The 24,852-nt window shown below is 69.4% G+C and carries 19 protein-coding genes; 7 read left to right on the top strand and 12 right to left on the bottom strand.

The annotated features are described in order from the left end of the window. Positions 1 to 197 precede the first annotated feature (197 nt). Entirely contained in the window at positions 198 to 2,054 is a 1,857-nt protein-coding gene (locus IPN47_17405) for a hypothetical protein (GenBank protein MBK9409783.1), read from the top strand. Between the two features lie 45 nt (positions 2,055 to 2,099). Continuing rightward, complete coding sequence (locus IPN47_17400; protein MBK9409782.1) at positions 2,100 to 2,546, top strand: HEAT repeat domain-containing protein; 447 nt, start codon at positions 2,100 to 2,102, stop codon at positions 2,544 to 2,546. Between the two features lie 6 nt (positions 2,547 to 2,552). Here the strand turns inward: IPN47_17400 and IPN47_17395 are convergent, their stop codons facing one another. The 7 genes from IPN47_17395 to IPN47_17365 all read right to left on the bottom strand — a co-directional run bounded on the left by IPN47_17395 (position 2,553) and on the right by IPN47_17365 (position 11,571). Then, complete coding sequence (locus IPN47_17395) at positions 2,553 to 4,931, bottom strand: protein kinase (GenBank protein MBK9409781.1); 2,379 nt, start codon at positions 4,929 to 4,931, stop codon at positions 2,553 to 2,555. Positions 4,932 to 5,064: 133 nt separating this feature from the next. Further along, positions 5,065 to 6,993, bottom strand: a complete 1,929-nt coding sequence (locus IPN47_17390; protein MBK9409780.1) for a CocE/NonD family hydrolase — start codon at positions 6,991 to 6,993, stop codon at positions 5,065 to 5,067. 54 nt (positions 6,994 to 7,047) lie between these two features. Continuing rightward, positions 7,048 to 7,434, bottom strand: coding sequence for a VOC family protein (locus IPN47_17385; GenBank protein MBK9409779.1), 387 nt, complete (start codon positions 7,432 to 7,434; stop codon positions 7,048 to 7,050). 35 nt (positions 7,435 to 7,469) lie between these two features. Further along, positions 7,470 to 7,919 (bottom strand): DUF1569 domain-containing protein, encoded by a 450-nt coding sequence (locus IPN47_17380; GenBank protein ID MBK9409778.1) that lies wholly within the window; start codon positions 7,917 to 7,919, stop codon positions 7,470 to 7,472. 107 nt (positions 7,920 to 8,026) lie between these two features. Continuing rightward, the gene (locus IPN47_17375) at positions 8,027 to 8,479 is read right to left on the bottom strand and encodes a DUF1801 domain-containing protein (protein ID MBK9409777.1); all 453 of its coding nucleotides are present in this window, start codon (positions 8,477 to 8,479) and stop codon (positions 8,027 to 8,029) included. A 116-nt stretch (positions 8,480 to 8,595) separates the two neighbouring features. After that, a complete protein-coding gene (locus tag IPN47_17370) occupies positions 8,596 to 10,443 on the bottom strand; it encodes a gamma-glutamyltransferase family protein (protein MBK9409776.1) in 1,848 nt (615 codons plus the stop codon). A 3-nt stretch (positions 10,444 to 10,446) separates the two neighbouring features. Continuing rightward, complete coding sequence (locus tag IPN47_17365; GenBank protein MBK9409775.1) at positions 10,447 to 11,571, bottom strand: NAD-dependent epimerase/dehydratase family protein; 1,125 nt, start codon at positions 11,569 to 11,571, stop codon at positions 10,447 to 10,449. Between the two features lie 194 nt (positions 11,572 to 11,765). Here IPN47_17365 and IPN47_17360 point away from each other — a divergent pair, with 194 nt between their 5' ends. Continuing rightward, on the top strand, positions 11,766 to 12,491 hold the full coding sequence (locus IPN47_17360; GenBank protein ID MBK9409774.1) for a hypothetical protein: 726 nt from the start codon (positions 11,766 to 11,768) through the stop codon (positions 12,489 to 12,491). A gap of 81 nt (positions 12,492 to 12,572) precedes the next feature. On the opposite strand, the gene IPN47_17355 is transcribed toward IPN47_17360, so the two are convergent. Further along, positions 12,573 to 14,552, bottom strand: coding sequence for an MCP four helix bundle domain-containing protein (locus IPN47_17355; protein MBK9409773.1), 1,980 nt, complete (start codon positions 14,550 to 14,552; stop codon positions 12,573 to 12,575). 362 nt (positions 14,553 to 14,914) lie between these two features. On the opposite strand from IPN47_17355, the gene IPN47_17350 reads away from it, so the two are divergent. Next, a complete protein-coding gene (locus IPN47_17350) occupies positions 14,915 to 16,966 on the top strand; it encodes a PQQ-binding-like beta-propeller repeat protein (GenBank protein ID MBK9409772.1) in 2,052 nt (683 codons plus the stop codon). 254 nt (positions 16,967 to 17,220) lie between these two features. Beyond that, positions 17,221 to 17,682 (top strand): VOC family protein, encoded by a 462-nt coding sequence (locus IPN47_17345; GenBank protein ID MBK9409771.1) that lies wholly within the window; start codon positions 17,221 to 17,223, stop codon positions 17,680 to 17,682. A gap of 21 nt (positions 17,683 to 17,703) precedes the next feature. On the opposite strand, the gene IPN47_17340 is transcribed toward IPN47_17345, so the two are convergent. The 3 genes from IPN47_17340 to IPN47_17330 all read right to left on the bottom strand — a co-directional run bounded on the left by IPN47_17340 (position 17,704) and on the right by IPN47_17330 (position 20,769). After that, positions 17,704 to 18,879 carry a membrane dipeptidase gene (locus IPN47_17340; GenBank protein MBK9409770.1) on the bottom strand — a complete coding sequence of 392 codons (1,176 nt, stop codon included), beginning with the start codon at positions 18,877 to 18,879 and terminating at the stop codon, positions 17,704 to 17,706. A gap of 160 nt (positions 18,880 to 19,039) precedes the next feature. Then, positions 19,040 to 20,317 (bottom strand): hypothetical protein, encoded by a 1,278-nt coding sequence (locus tag IPN47_17335; GenBank protein ID MBK9409769.1) that lies wholly within the window; start codon positions 20,315 to 20,317, stop codon positions 19,040 to 19,042. 128 nt (positions 20,318 to 20,445) lie between these two features. Next, positions 20,446 to 20,769 carry a hypothetical protein gene (locus IPN47_17330; GenBank protein MBK9409768.1) on the bottom strand — a complete coding sequence of 108 codons (324 nt, stop codon included), beginning with the start codon at positions 20,767 to 20,769 and terminating at the stop codon, positions 20,446 to 20,448. A gap of 241 nt (positions 20,770 to 21,010) precedes the next feature. Between IPN47_17330 and IPN47_17325 the strand changes: the two genes are divergently transcribed. Continuing rightward, complete coding sequence (locus IPN47_17325) at positions 21,011 to 21,802, top strand: Spy/CpxP family protein refolding chaperone (GenBank protein MBK9409767.1); 792 nt, start codon at positions 21,011 to 21,013, stop codon at positions 21,800 to 21,802. 514 nt (positions 21,803 to 22,316) lie between these two features. Here the strand turns inward: IPN47_17325 and IPN47_17320 are convergent. Beyond that, positions 22,317 to 23,750, bottom strand: coding sequence for a hypothetical protein (locus IPN47_17320; protein MBK9409766.1), 1,434 nt, complete (start codon positions 23,748 to 23,750; stop codon positions 22,317 to 22,319). A 290-nt stretch (positions 23,751 to 24,040) separates the two neighbouring features. Between IPN47_17320 and IPN47_17315 the strand changes: the two genes are divergently transcribed. Continuing rightward, complete coding sequence (locus tag IPN47_17315; protein ID MBK9409765.1) at positions 24,041 to 24,529, top strand: hypothetical protein; 489 nt, start codon at positions 24,041 to 24,043, stop codon at positions 24,527 to 24,529. The last annotated feature ends 323 nt before the right edge of the window (positions 24,530 to 24,852 follow it).

Here is a 24,852-nt window from a genome sequence, read left to right as displayed (position 1 = left end):
GCGGCTGAGTTCGCACTCGGCCGAGGATCCGCGCGACAGTCCTGAGCCAGGCACGCGGCGTTTCGCCGCGCGATTCGGGCGGGAGGGCGTCCCACGGGTCGCCCGAGACACGATTCGTGCCCGGCACAACCTTTGCGCGCCTTGCAGCGCGCGCAATGACGCGTGTGTTCGTGCGGCACTCGTTCCGCGAGGGATCCATGACGTGCTGGAGTGGCTTCGGCAATCTGCTTGACGGTCAGCATCCGGTCTGGCTTGGCGACTTCACCGGGGTGGGTCGCACGCAAGTGCTCTTCTACTACAGCGGCGACGGCCACTGGTGGTTAGGCGACGACACCAACGGACAGATTGCGTGGAGCCTGGTGAGCCAGAGCGCGGGCTTCGGCAACCTGCTCGATGGTCGCCATCCCATCTGGCTCGGTGACTTCACCGGCGTCGGCGGTACGCAGATCCTGTTCTACTACAATGGTGATGGTCACTGGTGGCTCGGCGACTTCGTCAACGGGCAGATCCGGTGGAGCCTGGTGAGCCAGAGCGCGGGCTTCGGCAACCTGCTCGACGGTCGCCATCCCATCTGGCTCGGTGACTTCACCGGCGTCGGCCGTACGCAGATCCTGTTCTACTACAACGGCGATGGGCATTGGTGGCTCGGCGACTTCGTCAACGGGCAGATCCGGTGGAGCCTGGTGAGCCGGAGCGCGGGCTTCGGCAACCTGCTCGACGGTCGCCATCCCGTCTGGTTAGGCGACTTCACCGGCGTCGGCCGCACCCAGGTGCTGTTCTACTACAACGGCGACGGCCACTGGTGGCTCGGCGACGTCGTGAATGGGCAGATGCAGTGGAGCCTGGCGAGCCAGACGGCGGGGTTCGGCAACCTGCTCGACGGACGGCACCCCATCTGGCTCGGGAGCTTCACGCGTGCGGGCCGAACGCAGATCCTGTTCTACTACAACGGCGACGGCCACTGGTGGCTCGGCGACTTCGTGAACGGCAGCATCCAGTGGAGTCTCGTGAGCCAGACCGCCGGATTCGGCAACCTGCTCGACGGTCGTCACCCCATCTGGTTAGGCGACTTCACCGGGGGCGGCCGCACCCAGGTGCTGTTCTACTACAATGGCGACGGTCACTGGTGGCTCGGTGACTTCGTCAACGGGCAGATCCAATGGAATCTCGCGAGTCAGAGCGCCGGCTTCGGCAACCTGCTCGACGGCCGCCACCCGATCCGGTTCGGCGATTTCACGGGCGCCGGTCGCACGCAGGTGCTCTTCTACTACAACGGCGACGGTCACTGGTGGCTTGGCGACTTCGCGAACCGCCAGATCCAGTGGCGCCTCGTGAGCCAGAGCGCCGGCTTCGGCGACCTCCTCGACGGCCGTCACCCGACCTGGCAGGGCAACTTCAGCGTCGCCGGACGGACGCAGCTGCTCTTCTACTACAACGGCGACGGACACTGGTGGCTTGGTGATCTCAACGCGGGCCAGCTGAACTGGTCGCTGCGCAGCGACACGGGGCGGGCATGCGATCAGTTCATCCGCGTGCACTTCAAGACGCTGATCGCCAACACGGCGGCGGTGCAGACGTTCATCGATGCACAGTACGACGCGATGTGGAAGCTCTTCGACGACATCGGCATCGCCACGAACTTCGGTACCGTCGAGGACCTGAGCGGCGATGCGACCCTGGCCAACCTGACGGCGCTCGACGTGGCCAATTGCATTCTCGGTGCGCCGACGGCGGAACAAGTCACGCTGGCCGGCAATCGCAACAACGTTGGCGCCGACGACATCGTCGTGTATGTGGTGCAGTCGTTGGTCTCGCCCACGGGTAACTTCCTCGGGTGCGCGGTCTCGCCGGCCGCCCAGCCGAACGCCGCGGTGGTGCAGTCGGCGGCGCGGTGGCTCACGGCGCACGAGGTCGCGCACGTCCTGGGGGCCAGGCATGTGACAAACACCGACCTGCTCATGAACCCAAACGTTGGCTGGACGAACGTTCCGCCTGAGATCGACGACACGAACCGGACGCGAATGCGGGACAGCGCACTCTCGCGCAATTGCTGAGGAGAGGAGAGCATGCGGATGACTGCCGCGGAACTGCGCGGGCGATTGGGCCAGATCGAGCCGTCGCCCAGGATGTACGAGGGCTTTGAGGCGTCGGACGTTGCGCCACTGGTGGAGTTGCTGCGCGACGACGAGCCGTGGATGGCCGCGCGCGCCGTCCATGCGTTGTTGCGCATCGACGTGCCGGCGGCGCACGACGCGCTGCTGAAGGCGCTCGGCGACGAACGTCCGGAGGTGCGCGTGGCGCTCGCCTCGGGCGCCCCGTCGGCGCCAGCGGCGATTGCGGATACGCTGGTGGCGACACTGCTCGGCGACGCAAACGTCGGCGTGCGGAAGTTCGCGATCAGGGCTGTGGGCGCATCGAGCGGGCCGGCCGTCCGTGAGCGATTGGAGGCGGCGCTGCGCACGGAGCCCGATGCCGCACTGAAAGCGCTCGCGTCGGAGCGCCTGCGTGCCATGCCTGGTTCGCACGACAACAAGAGCTCGGACTAGAAACGGTCACCGCAACGCCGCCGTGCTCCCGGGCGGCAGCCCCAACCGTGCGGCAAGCGCCGCGAAGCGCGCATCGTCGCGCACCCGGTCGTACCAGGCGACCCTAAGCGGGAGCAGAAGGACGAAGGGATCGTGCTCGTCAGCCGCGCGTGCGAGGCCCGCGAACAGCACGTCCGCCGGGTCGCGGGCGAGGCCGGCGATCACGCGACCGAACGCGGCACCGGGCGCTTGCCCCAGGGCGTCGAGCTTCGCCCGCACCGCCGCGCTCCCGGCGCTGTCGCCGGCCAGCGACATCGCCCGCGCCTGTGCCCCGAGAAAGAACGGGAGGGGGGCCTCGGTTGCCGCCGCGGTCATGAAACGCGCCGCCGCTGTCGCGTCGCCGTCGAGTTCGGCCATCACGCCCTGGGTGTACGCCACGAACGGATTGCGCGGCGCCGACGCTGCGGCGCGCGCCACCACTCGCCGCGCGCTGTCCCGCGCGCCGGTCTGCGCCAGCATGTAGGCGAATTCGGCCACGATGGCTGCATCGGTGGGCTCGAGCTCGGCCGCCCGCGCGAGCGCCTCGCGCGAGTCGGTGAATCGTCCCAGCGTGTAGTACAGCTCGCCCAGGTTCTGGTGGGCCGATGCATCGTTAGGGTCGCGTCGCAGCGCCACGACGAGTTCGCGCTCGCCGTCGGCCCATCGCCCGAGCCCTTTCTCCAGCAGGCCGAGCGCGACGTGCGGTGCGGCCAGCAGCGAGTCGTGCGCGATGGCCCGGGCCGCGCTGGCGCGTACCGTGTCGGCGACCGAGGCCCGCGTGACCGCGCCGTACAGCGGGAGGAGCACGGCCGCCTCGGCGATCCCCGCGTGCGCTCGCGCGTAGCCCGGATCGCGCAGCGCGGCCTCGCTGAACAGCGCCAGGGCCTGTCGAAGCCCGGCTTCACCGCGCTCACGCAATGCGTAGCGCGCGCGCAGGTACAGGTCGTAGGCCGCGGGGTCGGCCACATACTCCTGCCGCGGTGCGTTCCCTGCCAGCCCCAGGTGCCTCGTGAGCGCCCCGGCCACCGCGCTGCTGATCTCCTGCTGCGTGCGAAAGACATCGGTGACCGCGCGCTCGTAGCGATCGGACCAGATGGCGCTCCCGTCGCGCGTGTCGACGAGTCGCGCCGAGACGCGCAGCTGCTCGCCGGACCGTTGCACGCTCCCTTCCACCAGCGCGCGCACCCCGGCCTTGGCGGCGTAGTCGGCCGGCGTGAAGTGCGAGTCGGCGAGCGCACGCACGGTCGTGCGAGACAGGACGCGCATGCCTTGCAGCTGTGCGAGCCCCGTCGTGATCTCGTCGGTCACCCCCGCCGAGAGGTAGGCATCGTCGCGGGGGCCGATCATCTCGAAGTTGAGGACGGCGATCGCCGGGGTGGCGGCCAGAGCCGTCCCCGCATCGCTCCCCGGGGTACGCCACACGAGGGCGGCGACCACCGCGGCCACGGCGAGGGCGATGGCCATGATGGTCCCGCGCTGCCCCCCGCGTGGCACCGGTGCCACGAGCGCCGGACGCGAGGCCGACACCGGCTGCCCGCGCGCCTCCTCGAGCATGGCGGCGAACGACTCGGCGTCGGGACGCTGTGCCGGCTCCTTCTCCAGCCCGCGCATGATCACCGCGCCTAACGCCATGTCGGCCTCGGCCAACTGGCCGGCCAGGTCGGCGGGAGGCTTGACCACGTGCGCCGACATCACCTGCGCCGGCGTCCCCGTGAATGGCGGCTGCCCGGTGAGGAGTTCGTAGGCGACCGCGGCGAGCGAGTAGACGTCGGCACGTCCGTCGATGCCGGGGTCGGCGACGACCTGCTCGGGCGGCATGTAGGTGACGGTCCCGATCGACATCCCCGCCGAGGTGAGCCCGGTCGCGTTGTTGTCCTCGCGCACGACCTTGGCGATCCCGAAGTCGGCGAGCATGGGCTCTCCTTCGGAGAGGAGGATGTTCTCCGGCTTCACGTCGCGGTGCACGATCCCCTGCCGGTGCGCGTAGGCAAGGGCGCGCGCGAGCGGGGCGATGAGGTGCAACACGTCGCGCCCGTCCAGCTTTCCCTCGCGCTGCAGCCGGGCGCGCAGCGACTCGCCGGCGATGAACGGCATCACGTAGTACCGCATCCCTTCCTCTCCCCCCGCGTGCAGCACGGGGACGATCTGCGGATGCTGCAGGGTGGCCGAGGTGGCGACCTCCTGCAGGAAGCGGTCGATGTTGACGCGCTGCCCTAACTCCGGGGAGAGGACCTTGATGACGACACGCCGGCCGAGGGCGCGCTCATTGGCCAGGAAGACCCGCGACATCCCCCCGCCGCCGAGTTCACGCTCGATGTCGTAGCGCTCGGCGAGATGGTCGAGGAGGGGGCGGAGCGGATCGGGCATCCGGTGGACCGTGGCGGTGGAGGGAGCGAAGCGGGCGAGCACCCCTGCGTGGGACAGCGAAAGATGCGGCGGGGTTCTCCCCCGCCAAAGCGTCGCGGGGCCAACCGGTTGACGAACGGCTGGTCCCGCCCGGTCAGCGCACTGGCACGATCGGCAGCGTCACGTACGACGCCCGCGCCGCGCTGTGGTGCACGGTGTTGTCCACCACCCGGATCCGCCGCTCGCGCCCCAGCGGCTCTCCCGTGTTGGCGTTCACGTCGAAGCGCGGGAAGTTGCTGCTGGAGATGTCGAGCCGGATGCGGTGCCCCTTCCGGAAGACGTTGGCCGTGGGAAACGGGCGGATGGCGATGTGGTACACCTGCCCCGGCGTCACCAGCGCGCGCGTCGCGCGCCCGTCGCGATAGCTCATTCGCTGGATCGCGTCGGTGATGTTGAGGTCGAAGCCGCCCGGGAAGTCGGGGCTCGGCGGGTAGACATCGACGAGCTTGGCGGTGAAGTCGGTGTCCACCCCCGTGGTGGACGCCTGCAGGTGCACCTCGATGGGGCCGATCACGCGCACATCCTCGGCGAGCGGCTCGGTCTCGAAGACGAGCACGTCGCGCCGCGACTTGAGCGGAAGGTAGGGAGCGCGCGAGGCGGGAAAGTCGGGGCGCTCGCGCTGGTCGTAGGCGCCGTCCTTCACGCGCGCCGAGACGTTGCCGCCTAACGTCGGGACGGGGTGTGCCGGGTCGAAGGTGAAGGTGGTCGCCCCGCCCGAGGGCGATGGCGCCCTCGGCGACAGCGTGCCGTTGGCGTGCAGGTAGAACCTCGTGAACTGCGTCCCGGGGAGGGGCCAGCGGTCGCCCTCGATCCAGGCACCGCCGTGGGAGAGCTTCCCCGCCGATGTCTTCGTGCCGTCGCCACCGCCCATCACGAAGAGGCGCACCGCCGGGTCGCGATCGACGCCGTTGGGCACTCCCTTGAGGAAGTGGTCGAACCAACGCAGGTGATACTCGACGTCGAACCCCGGAATGGCCGAGGGCGCCCCGAAGTCGACGTCGCCGGCGTAGGTGCGCCCGTTGCCCCCGTGCACCCACGGACCGACGACCAGGCGCACGGGGCCGCGCTTGCCGTTCCGGAGCCCGAGGTAGTTGTCGATCGTCCCGCGCAGGAAGATGTCGTACCATCCGCCCAGGTGCAGCATGGGGACATCGGCAGTCCGCGTGTAGTACGGGGCCCAGTTGAGCGAGATCTTCTGCCAGAACGGGCCGTAGTCGCCGTGCGTCCATTCGTCGAGGAAGTACTGCTCGTACTCCGGGACGGTGGCGAGCGGGCTCTGTCCTGTGCGAAGGGGCAGGCGCTCGTACCAGGTCTCCACCTTCTCCTGCTCGAGGAGCGCGCGCACGGCGGGGTCCTTCGTCTCGCGCCGCGCCTCCTGCCAGACCCACGTCATCTCGCGCCCCAACTCGAAGGCGCCGCCCTGGCGCACGGCGTGATCCCAGGCGTTGGCCATCCCGCCCTGGTTCACGATCATCGCCTTGAGGTGGGGCGGGGCGAGCTTGGCGGCGTCGGCCTGCGCGTGCGCCGCATACGAGCGTCCCCACGTGCCGACCATGCCGTTGGAGAAGGGGCGCGTGCCTAACCATTCGATCGCGTCGTACCCGTCTGGCGCATCCAGCACGGAGTACTTGGTGAAGCGCCCTTGAGACCGATAGCGTCCGCGAATGTTCTGCAGGGCGACGACGTAGCCCGTGGCGGCGAAGGCGTTGGCCTGCCGCACGATCTCCTCGCCGCGCAGCTCGTACGGCGTACGCAGCAGGAGGACGGGAAAGACGCTGTCGACGAGCGCGGCGCCGCGGGCGGGGCGATAGAGCTCGGTGTACAGCGCCACGCCGTCGCGCATGGGGACCATGACGCCGTCCTGGCGCACGACGTCGAAGGGCGCGGGGCGGGCGGATTGCCCCTGCGCGGCGTGCGTTAGGCAGGCATTCGCAGCGAGCGCGAGCGCGACGCGCGATGCAAACGCGCGCGCGACGCGCGATGCGAACACGCGCGCCACGCGCGAGACAGAGCGGATCGACATGCCGGGAAGCTACGAGTCACCCGGCAGGGTGGTGAGGGGGGTGGGAACCGCGCGCTACTGTCCCTCCGGCGCCTCCCACAACTCGACCTTGTTCCCCTCGGGGTCGACGACCCACCCGAACTTCCCGTACTCCGATTCGTCCACCTTCTCGTCCACCTGGCACCCCTCGCTGCGCAGCGCGGCCAGCAACGCGTGCAGGTCCGCGACCCGGTAGTTGATCATGAACGATGAGGTGCCGGGCGCATAGTACTTCGTCGTGTCGGGCATGATGCTCCACACGGTCGTCCCGGCGTAGGGCGCCCCGGCCGCATCGGTCCACCTGAACGACACCCCGCCCCACGCCTGCACGTCGATGCCAAGATGCTGCTGGTACCAGGCGCGCAGCGCCGTGGGGTCCTTCGCCTTGAAGAAGATCCCGCCAATTCCGGTGACACGTCGCATGGTGACTCCGGTGAGGAGGAGGAGGAGGAGGCGCGTTACGCGCCGAACTGCCGCAAGTGGTGATCGACATGCTTGTACATGAGGATCGCCCACTCGTCAGCCGTGAGGGGGCCAAAGAAGGCGTGCGGCTTCGTGGTACACACCGACGGGCCAGCGGCGAACCGGTCGATGAGCGTGAGCAGGCGCTGGCGCTCGCGATCCAACTCGCGCTGGTCGGCCACGATGTAGCTCGGCGCCGTTGGAGCGTTCTTCATGAAGGGGGCGTCGTTGCTGAGCACCGACCGCTTCACGAAGCCCCCGACGAGGCGCCCCATGAAGAGGCGCGGAACATCCACGTCTCCCAGCGCCGCCTCGAAGGCCACCGACATGTGCGCCACCGCCTGCGGCACGTCCATCTTCCCCCACTGGCGCGGGCTGTCGGCGCGCAGCTGCGCGATGCGGGACTTGAGCTCGGTGACGCGCGCGGGGTCGTAGAGGTTTTTCATGGTTGGTGCGCGGGTGAGGGGTGGCACAAAGAAGCAGCGCTCGGGGCCAGGGCGCAATGCGGGCGGCCGATCCCGCGCGCGACGGGACGGCCGCCCCATCCGCCTCCCTACTTCTTCGCCTTCCGCCCCTCGTCGAACAACGCGATCCGCCGCTCCACCGGCGTCGAGGCGACCATCTCACCAACCAGGGCCAGCGGCAACTCCTCCAGCGTCTTGAAACGCAGGCACCCCTTCCCCATGTCGAGCTTCTTGCCGATGGCCTTGTAGTGCGCCGCGAGCTTTCCCATCAGCACCTTGTCGCTGGCGATGTTCGTCAGGTACAACGCGAAGTTGTTCTTCTGCGCAGCGAGTGCGAGGTACATCAGCGGCTGCTTGTTGTACGTCTCGGGATGGAGCTTGAGTGGGATCTCGTACGCGAGCATCCCCCAGCGAAACGACTCGGCGTACCCCTTGGGGAGGTGCTTCCTGATGACCTTGCGCACCGCCTCGACCACCGCGCGGCGGTCGGCGGGGAGTGAGGCGAGGTACTCGGCGGGGGTGGACTCCTTGGCCGCGGGCATGGGCACGTGTCTCCAGTGAGGGCGCGCCAACAGTAGCGCCAACCGTTGCAGCCGTCAAAGCAACGCGCCCCGGAGGAGGCCGGGGCGCGAGCGAGGATCAGACGATGAGGCGACGCCTAGAACCCCATCGCGTATCCCGTACGCCGAGGATCGGCCCCCGCGACGAGCCGCCCGGTCCGGGGATCGACCGCGATCACCTGCATGTGGCCCAGGCTCCCCCACCCGGGGAGGACGGTCACCTTGTGCCCAAGCGCCCGAAGCGCGGCGATGTCGTCGACGCTGGCCCGCCCCTCGATGCGCACCTCGATCGCCGCCCCCTGCTTGTAGAAGTTGGGAGCCGCGTCGAGCGCGAAGCGCGGCGCCTCGATCGCCTCCTGTACCGGGAGCTTCTCGTCCAGCAGGCGCACCAGCACCTGAAACTCCGTCTGCCCAATCGTCTCGCCACCGGGGGTGCCGAAGACGAAGGCCAGCTTCCCCTCCTTGAGGACCACGACCGGCGCATTGTTGAGGATGGGGACCTTCCCCGCCCCCACGTAGTTGACGTTCTCGGGATAGGGTGACGTGGAGCCGAGTCGCATCCCGTTGTTGAGCAGGAGCCCGGTGTGGCCGACGACGACGTTGCTCCCGAACAGCCCGCCTAACGTGGGCGTGACGCCCACGGCGTTGCCGGCCTTGTCGACCACGGAGAACGAGGTGGTATGCACCTCGCTGTCGTAGACCTCGTCGAAGGTCGGAAAGTCGTGTGCCCCGGCCGGGGTCGACGTGGCGCCCACGGGAACGCCGGGGTCGGGATAGCCGCCCGCCTTGGCCATGTCGATCAGCGCGCGCCGTTTCGACAGGTACTCCTTCGACAACATCCCGTGGGTGGGGACCGCGTGGAACTTGGGATCAGCGACGTACCGGTAGATGTCGGCCTTGGCGACCTTGATGGCCTCGATCTGCGCGTGCAACGATGCGGCCCCGGACTTCGACAGGTCGAATCCTTCCACCAGCGACGCCTGCATCAACACCTCGAAGCCACCGCGCGAGGTCGACGGGTTCGAGTAGACGTCATACCCGCGATAGGTGGTGTGCAGCGCCTCGGTCCACTCGGGCGAGTACGCGGCGAGATCGGCCGCCGTCAGCACGCCGCCGTTTGCCTTGAAGAAGCGATCGATCTCGGCGGCGATGTCGCCCTTGTAGAAGCGGTCGAATGCCGCCTGGATCGCCGCCGTGCGCGAGGCACCACGCCCCTTTGCCCGCTTCTCGGCCTCGACCAGCTTGCGAAGCGTCGCGGCGTAGTCGGCGTTGCGATACAGCTCACCGGCCTTGATCGGCTCACCGCCGGGGAGAAAGAGCGCCGCAGTCGTGGGATAGCGCCCGAGGTTCCCCTTGCCACGATCGATCGAACCGGCGAGCAGCCGGTCGATGGGGTAGCCGTGCTCGGCCAGTTCGATGGCCGGGGCGAAGACCTGCGCTAACGACATCGTGCCGAACCGCTGGAGCAGGGCGAGGTATCCGCCCAGGTTTCCCGGTACGATCCCCGCCTTCATCCCCGCGTTGAGCGTCGCCGGCGTCATCTCGGCGGGGTTGATCCCCTTGGGGGCGGCACCGGCCATCGACAGCGACCAGACCTTCCCGGTCGCCTTGTGGTAGACGGTCATGAAGCCGTTGCCACCGATCCCGTTCATCTCGGGCTCGCCCATCGCAGCAGCAGCGCCCGTGGCCACGGCCGCGTCGAAGGCGTTGCCCCCTTGCATGAGGATGCGAAGCCCGGCCGCGCTCGAGACCGGATGTCCGGACGAGACGATCCCGTTGAGCCCCGTGACGGCAGGGCGCGTCTGGAAGCGCGGCGCGGCGGTGGCGGGGGCTTCGGCCGCCTGCTGCTGCGCCGCGAGCGAGGCCGGCGACGACATCATGAGCGCGAGGAAGAGGAGCTGCCTGACGAGTACCGCGCGTGGCGGGGCGGCGTGAATCGGGCGCATGCGCTACTTCCCGAGCGCGTGCCACTTGGCCAGCAACTCACGCTCCCGATCGGGCGTGAAGCCGGTCTTGAGCCCCGCTTGGCGGTCGGCCGGGAGCGTACGGAACCACTCCAGCGTCTCGCGTGCGGTGACCTCCATGGGACGCCACTTGAGCCCCGCCTTGACCTCGGGGGTGAGGTCAAACCGCGCAAAGCCGGCGGTGCGCCCCTTCATCACCTGGAAGACCGGGAGCTCGCGCCCGTACGGATTGGCCCCGTTCTCCCGCAGGAAGTCGGCGTCGACCCAGGTATAGCTCCCGTTCCCGCCGACCCCCTTCTCGATGCGCTGCACGAACTCGCGGAACGGCATCCCCAGCTGCGGAGTGACGCCATTGAAGACGCCATAGGTGCGGTTCTCGACGAGCGTCACGCAGAATTCCACCAGGTCGCGCACGTCGATGATCTGCACGTGATCGGTGCCGTCGCCGGGCACGAGCACCTCGCCACCGCGCGCGATGCGCACCGGCCAGTAGGTGAAGCGATCGGTGTCATCGCCCGGACCGATGATGAGTCCCGGGCGAACGACCGTCACGCGCCCCGGCATGGCGGCGTGCGCCTCCTTCTCGGCGTACGCCTTGGCGTGACCGTACGGGAGGGCCTGTCCCTCCTTGAGCGGCGAGTTCTCGCGCGTGAGGACCGGCGCCTCGTTGGTCATGGGGACGCGGCTCACGTCGGCGTAGACCGAGCGCGTGGAGATGAAGAGGTACTGGTCGACCGAGTCCTTGAGTGCGTTCGCCGAGTTCTTCACCCAGTCGGGGGCGCTGGAGAGCGAGGCCGACTCGTCGATGACCGCGTCCCACTTGCGCCCCTTGAGCGCGGTGAGCTCGGCGGCGCGATCGCCGGCGAGTTCCTCGACGTCCTTGCCGAACATCCCCGGGGCACTGCGCCCGCGGTTGAAGATCGTGACCTGGTGACCGCGCTCGAGCGCGCACTTCACGTCGTGCGGCCCCACGAAGCCGGTCCCGCCGAGGATCAGGATCTTCTTCGGCGCGGCCCTGGTGAGCCGGGGGACGAGGGCGCGCGGGTCGAGCAGGGCGGCCGCGCTGAGGGTCGTTAGGGTCGTGCCGAGGAAGTCGCGGCGGCTGGTCATGGCGGGGGCGGGGGCTCGGGGACGGGCGCCAAGGGGGTGGCGAGGATGTTGTCGGGTGGAGCGGGGGGGCGCTAGGGGTTTGACCGTTCCGGGTGTGACCCGCCGCACAGCTGCAAGGCCTTGGGTTACCGTCGCCGCGCGCCACACGTCTTCCAGCAGCTTCGCCCTCCGTCCCCCCGACCACACTCGCCCGCATGGAACCCGTCGAACAGGCCGCCCACGACATTCTGGCCATCATCGAGGCCACCTACCAGCCGACGCATCGCTTCGTCATGGCGAGGCCGCAGGACTTCCGGCACCTCGACCTGGGGTGGTACGACAAGACGGCCGCCCTCCTCACCAGTCGGGGGTTCAAGCTGTTGGCCGACGTCGAGGACAAGACGATCACCGAGACGCCGGGGACGGTGCTGAGCGCGATCCTGGTGCGCACGCTCATCTCGCGCGACTGCACGGTCACGGCGGCGCTCTATCATCCGCACATCAAGAAGCTCTGGCTGCGTCTCCTGCTCTGGCTCCTGCGCAAGACGCCGGGCAAGGTGACCGACATGGAGACCGAATGCAGCGACGGCTCGTTCGTGGCGACGAGCAACGCGGCGGCGGCGGCGGCGATGGAGAACCCACCACTCATCGTGACCGAGTACCTCCCGGCCACGACGTCGCCGGCCGAGGTCCATGCCCGACACGTGGCGCGCGTCGCCGCGCACCTCAAGGGGCGCCCAGGCGTCTCGGCGCGCGTGATCCACACGCACGAGGAGATGATCGCCTCGCAGAACCGGATGAACGCGCTCAAGGCCGCGTATCGCGGCGAGATCGGGGGGATCACGAAGGCGGAGCTCGACCGGCTCGCCACCCTGGGGAAGGGGCTGACCAGCGACGTGCACGCCGAGATTCAGCGCGAGCGGATGAAGCGCGCTGGCTGAACGCGGGGACGAGGCGCGCCGCGCTGGTTGGGCGCGCCGCGCCAGCCAGGCGCGCCGCGCTGGTTAGGCGCGCCGCGCTGGTTAGGCGCGCGCCGCCAGTGCGCGCACCCTGAGCGCCGAGCGCGGACGCCCTGACTCGTCGTCGAGGGCAAACTGTCGTATCGTCGACAGCATCAGTGCCGCCTGGCTCGACAGTTCCTCCGACGCCGCCGCCGATTCTTCCGAGCTGGCGGCCGTCCCCTGCGTCACCTGGCTCGCCTGCTCGACGGCCGCGGTGATCTGGTGCACCCCATCGCGCTGGCGTGTCGACGATTCGGCGATCTCGCCGATCATCGCGCTCACGTGGCCCACGCGCGTGTCGATCTGGCGCAGCTGCTCGAGGACCGACTCGTTGAGCGCGACACCACGGGCGGTGGCGCCGAGCGAGCGTTCGATCATCGCGGCAGTCTCGCGCGACGCTTCGCTGGTCCGGCCGGCGAGGGCGCGCACCTCCTCAGCGACGACGGCAAAGCCGCGTCCCGCCTCACCGGCGCGCGCCGCTTCGACCGCGGCGTTGAGCGCCAGCAAGTTGGTCTGGAAGGCGATGCTGTCGATCGTCTTGAGGAGCTGCGACGTCGCCTCGGCGTTGGCGCGAATCTCGAGGATCGCGGCCGAGAGCTCTTCCATGACTTCCACGCCGCGCCGCGAGCTCTGTCGCGTCTCGTCCACGCTCGCCGTCGCCTCGCCGGCACTCGAGGCACTCTGCCGGGAGAGCGAGTCGAGCTCGGTGAGTCCCGCGGAGATCTCCTCGAGGGCGGCGGCCTGGCGCGTGGCGCCGTTGGCGAGGTCCTGGCTTCCCCGCGCCACCTGGTCCGAGCCGGTAGAGACCTGTTCGATGCCGCGCTCCACGTCGCTGAGCGCGCGGCTGAGCTGGGCCACGGCGTCGTTGAGCGCGGTTTGCATCTGGCGGTAGTCGCCGGCGAGTGACCCTTCGTCCATGCGCACGGTGAGGTCGCGCGCGGCCACCCGCGTGAGGACGTGCGACGCCGAGGTGAGCGGGCGGGCGACCGCAGCGAGCGTGTCGTTGAGCCCGTCGGTGAGGTCGTGATACGCCCCCTTGAAGGCAGCGGCGTTCGCCCGGTGATCGAGCGCCCCCTCGCGGGCGGCGGCCACCACGGCGGAGGCCTGCGCGATCACGGCACTGAGCGTCGTGCGCGATCGCTCGATCGCCTCGGCCATCGAACGCATCTCGTCGAGCACCCCATTGAGTCCCGAGGCGAGCTGCCCGATTTCATCGCCGCCGTCCACCGGGAGCGGGGCCGCCTCGAAGGCGATCGGGGTGGCAAGGTCACCATCGGCCATCGCCACGGCACCCTGGCGCAGGCGGGGAATCTGCTCGCTGCGCAGCGACTCCAGCTGGGCCACGAGTCCCCCTGTGCCGCGGGAGAGGTAGCGGGCGGTCCAGCGCCCGATGCCTAACGCGGTCAGGAAGAGGAGGAGCGTTCCGATGATGGCCGCCAAGCGGAACATCGTGTAGATGGACTCCCCGTCGGCGAACTCGGCGGCGGCGACCTTGACCTGCACGTCGATGAGTTTCGAGAGCGCGTCCGACACCGGATCGATCGCGGGATACAGCTCCTGCTCGGCAAAGGCGACGAGCGCCGCCGAGTCGTTGCGCGCCAGGATGGCCATCAGCTTCTCGATCGCCGCATTCGCGCGCTTCACCGTGGATTCGGCGGTCGCCGCGAGCGCCTTCTCGTCTGCCGAGAGTTGGTGCTGCGCGTAGGACGTCCAGGCGCTGTCGATCGCAAGCTGCGAGCGCTTGATCGTCGCCACGCCGTCGGCGATGGAGACGGTCCCCGCGCGCATCTTGTGCGTGTTGTCGACGATCGCGACGGCGTAGCCGTCGGCCACGAACTTCAGTTCCTGCATCGGGATCACGCGGTCGTTGTAGACCAGCCGTGCGTGATCGTTGATCATCGCCATCCCGCCAATCGCCACCGCGGCCGAGACGACCATCGCGGATCCGATGAACGCGAACCCCGCCTGGACGCGCGTTCCCACCTTCACATTCCGTAGCATCGTTCGCCTGCGCCTCGACCGTTGACCGATGGAGCATCCAATGCAGCGACGTGACTCACCCTGTAGGTACGGTATCGGCTGCAAGTCGTGGCACTTGAGCAGGGGAAAAGCTGCATGGCGGCAACGGACTTCTAGTCGCTACCGGTCCAGTGAGCACTCATGCGCCGGCACCCTGCGTCGGCACGGCGTGGTGGTCCTTTGGAGACTTGGCCTCTAGTCCGATCGCGACGCGAGCGGGGTCCTGCCGCCCCGGCGGTCCGTTGCGCTCGGCGTGACATGGCGGCATATCGGGGGCGGCGAGGGGGGCCGCGCCTCCCGGCTCACGGCCTCCCCCCCATCGCTCCCCTCTCGGTCCCCCCTCCATGCGCCTTCGCCACACCGTTGCCGCCGCCCTCGTCGCCGCCGCGTGCAACGCGCCGCCGCAGAACGTCGACTGGCCCGTGTACCACGGGAGCGACGAGAAGACCCACTACACGACGCTCTCGCAGATCTCGCCGCAGAACGTCTCGACGCTGCGGGTGGCGTGGAGCTACGACACACGGGACGCGTTCGAGGGGTCGGAGATGCAGTCGAACCCCGTGGTTGTGGGCGGGGTGCTGTACGCCATGTCGCCCAAGCAGCGCGCCTTCGCGCTCGATGCGGCGACCGGGAAGGAGCTGTGGAGCTTCGATCCCACGGGGGGGAAGTTCACCGGGCCGCGCATTCGGTATCGCGGCGTGGTGGTGCACGACGGTCGTGTCTACTTCAACTATCGTTACCGCCTCTTCTCGCTCGACGCGTCGACGGGGCAGAAGGCAGCCGGGTGGGGAAACGACAGCGGGTGGGTCGACCTGCGCGAGGGGTTGGGGCGGCCGGCTGAGGGGCTCTCGGTCAGTGCCAGCACGCCGGGGGCCGTCTATAAGGACATGCTCATCGTCGGCACATCCGTCCCCGAAGCACTCCCGTCGGCCCCAGGCGACGTGCGCGCCTTCGACGTGAAGACGGGGAAGATTCGTTGGAGCTTCCACACCATTCCGCACCCCGGCGAGTTCGGCTACGACACGTGGCCCGCCGAGGCGTGGAAGGTGGCGGGGGGGGCGAACGCGTGGTCCGGGGTGACGGTGGACCAACGGCGCGGGATGGTCTTCTTCGCCACCGGATCGGCGTCGTTCGACTTCTATGGCGCCAATCGTGTGGGCGACAACCTGTTTGCCAACTCCATCGTGGCGCTCGATGCCAATACGGGCCAGCGGAAGTGGCACCATCAGGGGCTCCGGCACGACCTGTGGGATCGCGACTTTCCCGCGGCCCCCACGCTCGTCACCGTCAGGCGCAACGGCGCGCCGGTCGATGCGGTCGCGCAGATCACCAAGACGGGGCACGTGTGGGTGCTCGACCGCGAGACGGGGGCGGAGCTCTTCCCCAGCGAGTGGCGCAAGATGCCGCCGGCCATCCTCGAGGGCGACGTCACCGCCGACTCGCAGCGCTTTCCTATCCTTCCCAAGCCGTTCGCTCGGCAGCAGCTGACGGAGGACTTGCTCACCGACCGCACCCCCGAGGCGCATGCGGCGGCGCTCAAGCTGTTCAAGGAGAACCCCACCCCCGATCCGTGGACCCCGCCCAACACGAAGGGGATCATCATCTTCCCCGGCGTTGACGGCGGCGGCGAATATGGCGGTCCCTCGTTCGATCCCAAGACGGGGATGCTGTACGTCAACTCGAACGAGATGGGGTGGATCCTCAAGATCGTGCCGCGCGAGACGACGTCGCTCTTTGGCGCATACTGCGCCGAGTGTCATGGGGCAAAGAGCACGCCGATCGGGCCGACGCTCACCGGCGTGGCCACGCGCCTCACGCGCGAACAGATCACCAACGCCATTCGCGCCGGGACCGGGCGCATGCCCGCCTTCGTCACCGCGTTAGGCGATTCGGCGGTGGAGCAGCTCACGGAGTACCTGGTGAGCGGGAAGCAACCGACGCTCGCCCCGGCGCACGTCCCCACCTTCCTCAAGTACCGCAACACCACCTTCGACATCTTCCTCGACCACGAGGGCTACCCGGCCATCAAGCCGCCGTGGGGGACGCTCAATGCGATCGACCTCAACACGGGCGAGACGAAATGGTCGATTCCCTTCGGCGAGTACCCCAAGCTCGTCGCGCAGGGCATGAAGGACACCGGGAGCGACAGTTATGGTGGGGCGATCGTGACGGAGAACGGCTTGCTCATCATCGCGGCGACGACCTACGACAACAAGATCCGCGCGTTCGACAAGACCAACGGGAAGCTGTTGTGGGAGGGGGCGCTCCCGGCGGCAGGGAACACGACGCCGTCGACGTACATGGTGAACGGCAAGCAGTTTGTCGTGATTGCCTGCGGCGGCGGGAAGAACGGGGCGCCGAGTGGCGGGACGTACGTGGCGTTCGCGTTGCCGTAGGCGTCGAGTCGACCGGACCGTCCCGGCGGCAGAGGTCACCGTCGTGCGCGACTCATCCCGGGGCGCGCACGCAGTGTCCCCGCGATGACGCGGACTCATCACCCGCGGGATACACTACGCCACGCCCCAGGGCTTCAAGGAGGCACACGGGCGCGGGAGCTGGCAGCGCCGTTCGATCGTCCCGCATTCCGTACCGACAACCGACGATGGGTGCTCGCATGCGCACGTTTCGATTCCCGTGGGTCGCGCTGGCCATGAGCTTCATGACGGCGGTCGCCGACGGTCAGCGACCGGCGGTGTCGACCGCCCAGCCGTTCGTCTCCGCCGTTGGCGCCTTCATCGCGCTCTCCGTGCCCGATCTGGAGGCGAGCGCCGCCTGGTACGAGGCCAAGCTCGGGCTGCATCGGATCATGACCGTGCCGCGAACGGGCAAGATCGCCGGTGTCGTCGCGCTCGAAGGCGGTGGAGTGATCGTCGAGCTGATACAGCACGACGAGGCACGTACCGCCACGCCGCAGCCCGAACTCACCCACGGCGTTGCCAAGGCCGGGGTCATCGTCGCCGACTTCGACGGCACCGTCACCGCCCTCCGCGCGCGCGGCGTGGTGTTCATGAGCGGCCCCTACCCGTCACGCCCCGAGGCGCGGGCGAACGTGATGTTCCGGGACAACGCCGGCAATGTGCTGCAGGTGCTGGGACCGTACGCGAAACGTTAGGCTCGGCGCCGGCCCCCGCGACTACTTCCCCGGCATCCCCGCCCAGATGTCGCTCAGCACGCGCTGGAAGTTGCCGCCCAGGATGCCGAGGATCTGGTCATCGCTGTACTTGCGCCGGATGAGCCCCTCGGTGACGTCGAACATGCGCTTGGGGTGGTCGATCCCCTCGATGTCGATCTTGTCACGGAAACCGTAGCTCCCCTTGTAGCTGTCCTTGAGGCGCTTGTACTCGTCAGGCGGCATGTCGTCGTAGCCCTGCAGGTCGATGTCGCTCCCGATCCCGACGTGCTCCACGCCGATCATCTTCGCCACGTAGTCGATGTGGTTGAAGAAGTCCTCGACGGTCGTGGGCTCGCTCCCCTTCACGAACATGCGCACGCCCGTGATCCCGACGACGCTCCCCGCCTTGCCCGCGGCGCGAATCACCTCGTCGGGCTTGGTGCGCGGGTGGTTGCTGGCCAGCGCGCGCGCGTTGGAGTGCGTGATGAGCGCCGGCTTCTTGGACAGCGACAGCGCGTCGAGCGTGGTGCGGTCACCGCAGTGCGAGGTATCAACCGCCATGCCGACCTTGTTCATCCGCTCGATGAGCTGCACCCCGAGATCGGAGATCCCGCCGTCCACACGTTCGGTCGACCCGCTGGCGAACCAGTTCTGCGAGTTGTACGTGAGCTGCGAGACGCGCTGCCCGTACAGGAAGAACTCGTCCACCGTCGACAGCATGTCGCGCGGATTGTAGTCCGGACGGATGAAGTGGTCGGAGTTCTGTGCGCCGAGCAGGATCCCGATGCGTCCCGACCCTTTCACCTTGGCGAAATCGTCCGCCGAGTCGATGCGCATGAAGAGGTCGGGGCGCGCGGCGATCATCGAGTTCTGCCGATGGAAGAACTGCTGCCCCTGCATGTACCCGTTCGGACCGCCGAAGCCGACCGCCGTATGGAAGACGTGGATCCCTGACGCCTTGAACGGGGCGAAATCCTCGGCCGTGATGGAGTCCGGCTTCTGCCACCACTTGTTCCCGTTCGAGGCGATGTGCAACGGCGACAGCATGTCGATCACCGTCGCACGCTGCATCAATTCGATGGCGCGCGCCGAGTATTGCTGCTGCGGGAGGTGCGGGAGCGTGAAGCGCCCGCGGTTGAACATCGGGGCGAGGACGGCGGCGGCGCCGAGCTTGATGACGGAGCGACGGGAGGTCATGGCGGGCGGATGGGCTGAGCCAGGGGGAAGCGATCGCCTCCATATTCCGCGCGGGAACGACGACCCGCCACCCCTTGCCACCCCTCGCCCCTCCCACTCCCTGAGTCGAGATCCTCGCCGCGCGCCGTGCGACGTCCTCCCGACGCTGCCCTCCCCGGGGTTACGGCGTGACCGTCGATCGCCAGCTCACCAGGGTGGAGTTCGTGGCGTCGAGCGGACGGCCGTAGAAGCCGGCGTGACTCCCCGTCCAGGAATAGGCGTACAGCCCCCAACTGATCGGTCCTCCTCCCTGCGGGAGGTACGCCGACTGGAAGCCGGCGACCGACGACAGATCCGGGAGCGTGAGGTCCGCCGCGGCAGCCGACAGAAAATCGACCGTGGCTTGGACGCGGGCGCTCACGCCGTTGGCGCCCGTGCGATAGTAGAACAGCTCGAGCGACTTCGCACCGGCCGGGACGGCAACCTGCGCGCGCAACTTGGCAAACGGCGAGGATGAGACGACCGTGACGCTGGGATCGGACGACGGGACGGCGGGAAGGGCGATCACGCGACTCCCCGCATCGTGCCAGTACGCCGTGACGGTCCGCCCACGCACGACGCCGCTCGGCTGCGTCACCGAACTGAAGGCCCACCCCTCATGCAGGTCGGCGGGGCGCTGCCGTGCCGCGGGAATCGCTGCGTAGCTGGTGGGGAGCGTCACGGATGCACTGCCATAGTAGAGCGAATTGCGCGAGCCGTTGGTCCCACGGTACCACTGCGCAAAGGTGATGGCTTCGCCGCTGGCGCCGGTGATGGTCAGGCTCGGATGCTCGGTGTCGAACGCCTCGGCACTCGCGAAGTCGATCGGGTCGAAGGTCATGACCGACGACGGGATGTCGCGGCGGATGACGGCCCGCGCCGCCGGAGCCCCCGGACGATGCAGCACGGCCAGCAGGTCCATGGCGGCATTCTGCGCGCTGACGCTCACCGACTTGTTCCCCGGACCGGCGGCGAGCGTGCTGCTCCATCCGAGCCCCACCTCGGCCTGCTCGCCGGCGCCCAGCGTCGAGAACGAACCGGTCACGTTGCGCAATGAGGCGCTGCACGTGTTGCTGGCGAACTGCGTGAGGTCGGCGAGGGTGCCGTACAGCACGTATGTGTTGTAGCTGCCGACGTCGCCCGTGACGTACGCAATCGCTCCCTTGCTGGACTGAAAGGAAAAGCGATAGCTGCCGCTGGAAGGGGCGACCGCCGCCCAGGCGCCGCTCCCGTCCTGTTGGGCAGCCCAAATGGGAGCAGCAGCGGGAGCCGGACACGGCGTCCACGTGACGACGGTCGCGTTCGGCGTTGGCGGGGTGACTGCCGCCGGTCCCGCATCCGAGCCGCTGCACGCGGCCACGAGGAGCGTGAGACCGGCGCGGGCGACGACGTGATGGACCGCACGAGGAGACTGGCGCATGAGGACGTTCGCGGAAGAGAGTCCTCAAGTGACGCCCGACCTTGGCGGGGAGTCACGCGCCGTGAGTCGCCAGCCGCAACCGCTGTCGGCGGACGCGTGCCCCTAACTCCCCGACGTCGGCGGCGGGACTATCGCCACGCCAGCAGCGCCGACGCCACGAAGACCAGCGCCATCGCGCCGAACGCGACGCGCGCCATGGTTTCCCCGACCAGGGCGCGCAGGATTCGCCCGAGCGGATTCCAGAGCAGCGGCCAGTTGCGCCAGCTCGCCACGAGGAGCAGGAGCCCGCTGGCCGCCGCCACGAACATCCACATGGTCCCCTCTCCACCCATCTCGGAGGCGGTGGTGACGAGGGAGGCGAGCAGGAAGAGGATCACGACTCCGCCGGCGAGCGCACGGACGAGGGCAAAGCGCCGGGGACGAGCGACCGCGCTTGGCGAGGAGGTAGACATGGGTGGGGGACGAGCGTCGGACGAGTGCGCACGGGAGGGTTCTCCCTCTCACGCGCAATCCGCGGGCGCCTCGGCTCGAATCAACCACTCGCCGTTGCCGTCCTCGGGAGTGTGACATCCGCGGCGAGGCGTGGGAGCGGTGAGTCGATTCAGGGGGCGGTCGTCCGCGTCGAAGGGCGCGACCGGTTGGAGTTTCGCGGCCCCCTTGCCCCATCGTCCCGCGCGGCGCACACTCCTCCGCATGACCAGACGCCGCGCCCTCCCCTTCGCCTTCGCCCTGCTGGCGGCCGTCTCGGCCTGCTCCCGCGACTCGGCGACCGCCCCTGCGACGACGCAGGAATCGCTCGACGACATCAGCGTCGACCTCGTGCAGGAGTACGCGAATACCGCGGCCGCGGCGATCGATCGCGGCGGGATCGGGGGCTCGGCGTTCCCGGACAGCCTCAAGCTCACGGCCGAGCAGAAGGCGAAGATCCAGGCGCTGCACGAGGCCTACTTCAAGGCGAATGCGGCCGATGTCGCCGCGCTCCAGGCCATCGAGGCACAGGCGCGGGCGGCGATCGCCGCGAAGAAGTCGCGGGCCGAGGTCATGGCGATCCTGGCCAAGGGCGACCCGATCCGCGCGCGGCTGGCGCGCGCCTTCGCTCAGCTGCAACGCGACGTGTTCGCCGTGTACACGCCCGCACAGCAGCGCTGGCTCGCCTCGGGTGCCCCTGGACCCAGCGCGTGCGGCGCCGACGTGCTCAAGTCGCTCACGCCAGCCCAGAGCACGAAGATCCGCGAGTTGCGCGCCGCCTTTGGCGAGTCGGTCAAGGCGGACCTCGAGACGATCATGAAGGTGGGGCTGGAGGCCATGGCGGCGTCGAGGGCCGGCGCGACGCGTGAGGAAGTGGCGAAGATCCTGGCCAAGGCCGACGCGGCGATGCAGGCGGTGAAGGCCGCGGAGGAGCGGTTGAGCGCGCAGATTCTCGCCGTGCTGACGCCGGAGCAGCGCAACAACGCCTGTCTGGTGAGGATGTTGACGGGGCGTTAGGCAGCGGGGTGGAGTCGGGGATGGCGTCGCCCGTCCCCCCCCCCCCCCCCCCCCCCCCCCCCCCCCCCCCCCCCCCCCCCCCCCCCCCCCCCCCCCCCCCCCCCCCCCCCCCCCCCGCCGGCCCCGGGGGCCGGGCCCCCGCCCCCCCCCCCCCCCCCGGCCCCCCCTGGGGGGCCCCCCCCCCGGGCCGGGCGGGGCCGGGGGCGGGCCCCCCCCCCCCCCGCGGCGCCCGGGCGCGGGGGGGCGCCGGGGGGGCGCGGGGGGGCGGCGCCGCCCCGCCCCGGGCGGGCCCCCCCCCCCGGCGCCCCCCCCCCCCGCGCCGGGGGCCCCCCCCCCCCCCCCCCCCGCGCCCCCCCCGGCCCCCCCCCCGGGGGCCGGCCCCCCCCGGGGGGGCCGCCGCCCCCGCCCGCCCGGGGGGGGCGCCCCCCCGGGGCCGCCGGGGGGGCCCGGGTGGGGGCGGCGTCATCGAGACACTCGTTCCAGGACCCGGCCCCAATGCCTCAACGCCCCACCGTCACGGCACCGGTCGCCGGAACAACCCGTAGCGCAGCGGAGCGTAGTCGCTGTCGGTCAACCACAGGAGGTACCCTCCTTTGATCGCCTCCAGCTGGGCGTGGAACAGCTTCGTCTTCCCCTCCACACGGTTGGTCGCCGTCACCGACCAGTCGGTCACGGTAAAGCGCCCTTGGTAGTCGAGCCTTGAGAAGCGCGTGGAGCCATTGGTCGTGTTCGCCGACCGATGGATGCTCTGATAGGTGCCGTCGGGGCGAAAGACAAACTCGTCGGTGCTGGAGATCGCCGCCATCCCCGCGTAGTTGCCGGTGTAGACGTTGTAGTACTCCACGCCTCCGCCACCGCCCTTGCTCCAGCTGCCGAGGATGTCGCTGGCGGTCACGGCGAACTTGTTGTAGCCCAGCATCCGATTCATGTCGTTGGGGTGCGGGAAAGCTTGTTGGAAGGTGGCCCGATCGTTCGCCAAGGCGACGATCACGCGCGCTCCACCCTCGTACACCACCTTCATCGCGACATGCACGGCACGCCCCGACTGCCGGTCGGTGCCAGCGCCCTCCATGAAGTAGATCGGGGGGTACTGCACCCCTTCCCACTTCTGCGCGGCGCTCGTCCGGAAGCCCGGCTCGACGATGCGGCTCCAATACCACTCGGGCGCGTCCACCTCCCTCGGCCTGGCCTGTTCGAGCGCATCGTTCGGGTGGTACAGGCGAACCGTGAGCCCCGGGCGCGTGACCTGCACGAAGTCACCCTGAACCGTCGCCTGCCATCCATCGTCGAAGTTGGTGGTGGACTTCGTCATCATCATCGGGCCGCTCGGCGACGCCGGGAGACGGGCCGTGGGACCTGCGGGACGCGCGGTGGCCGGCGGTCGCGGCGAGCGTCCATCCGCCGCGGCGACCGCGCTCGCTCCCAGGTTCTTCTCGCGCCAGGCCGCCAGCCGTCCCTCGTGGAGCTTGAGCGACTGCGACAGCGACTCCATGTCGGCCAGCAACGACGTGTCGTTGTAGTAGCCCACCAATGCCCAGCTCAGGCCACGTCCCGTGAACGTGGTCACCGAAATCTCGAAGGCATTGCGTCCCTTCGTTGCACCTGCACCAACCGTCACCTCCCACCCGTCCCTGGACGAACCATCCGACTGCGCAGGCGCAGCGAGCCCCTGCTTGGCGGCGTGCAGGGCCCAGTCCTTGTCCACATCGGCGCGGTGCGTCCCGAGGCTCGGGCGTGGCTTGATGATGAAGACGTTGGAGTAGTGCGTGCCATCGTCCTTCTTGAAGACCACCCATTCGGCGGCGCGTTCGACCTTCCACCCCCGAGGGGCCACGAAGTCGATGAACTCGTAGCTGCCCGAGCTCTGGGCAAGCACCCGGGGTACCGGGATCGCGAGGGTAGAGAGAGCGGCCAGGGCGAGCGGATGGACGAGGCGAGGCGCGATCACTGGCGTCGGAGGGTGTAAGGGGGAGCTGAAGGCCGGTACGACAATGGAGACGACGGCCGGTCGGGGCAAGCCAGCCGACCGTCACCAGCACAGTCGGCACCCGGCACAACCACGCAATCGCCTGATACGAAGGTGCAGCGGCGGCGCGGCTCGGCCTCGAGGCGTTTGCTGCGGCGTGGTGAACGACGATTGGATCATCCCGCACCTGGATCGCGTGCAGGCCGCGTGGGGCGGTTGCGTAGGATCGAATGCAGTGGGCAGCTTCCTTCTGTCTCCTTTCCCGCCGATCCGTGTCCCCACCAGTCGCCGCCCTCCCCTTCACCTTCACGCGTTCCTCCGACGCCTTCAAGGGAAGCGAGTACACGAGCACGTCGGAGACGGCGCATGGGCTGCTGCGCGTCGACGACGACCGGCTGGTGATCCAGTGGCGCGTGAGCCGCACCACCGAGCGCATGGGGAGGGGGTACGAGACCAAGGAAGTGACCGAGCCGGTGCGCGAGGTCTCGGTCCCGCTCAACCAGCTCGCCTCGGCGCAGGTGCGCCCAGCGCGCCTGTTCGCGGCCCCGCGCCTGGTCCTCACGGCCAGCGACCTGCGCACCTTCGAAGCGGTGGCCGGTCCAACCGGGCTCTCGATGGAGCACCCGGGGGAGTTGGTGCTGACGATCGACAGGCGGCACGGCGACGCGGCGCGCGAGTTTGCGGGAGAGCTGGAGTTGGCCATCAGCGAGCGCTTGATGCGACTTGCCGAGGGCGAGTCTCGCCCGCGCCTGGCGCCCTGAGCACAGCGGGCCGCTGCCCGCGCGTGTTCCCCGGCGCGCCACCGCGGTGGCGGTCCGCCACGCCGCCATCCATTCGGCGTTAGGCGCCTGTTTCGGCACCACCAGCGACGACACGATGCGCAGCTGACGGAGCGCCTCGCGCGTGACCTCGCGCGTGACCTCGCGCGCGCCGCTGGTGGCCGCCGTCCGCTTGCCCTGCTGGAGGCCGCGGGCGTTGATGGCCAGCCGCAAGTCGCCCGCCGCCTGGGTGAGCCGCTTGGCGTGGCCCGCCGGGAGCCCGTGCTCGGCAAACTGCGCCTCGTGCTCCGCCACCAGCCGCGCCA

The organism is Gemmatimonadota bacterium (assembly GCA_016719105.1).
Classification (GTDB): domain Bacteria; phylum Gemmatimonadota; class Gemmatimonadetes; order Gemmatimonadales; family Gemmatimonadaceae; genus SCN-70-22.
This window is presented reverse-complemented; position numbering and strand designations above follow the sequence as displayed.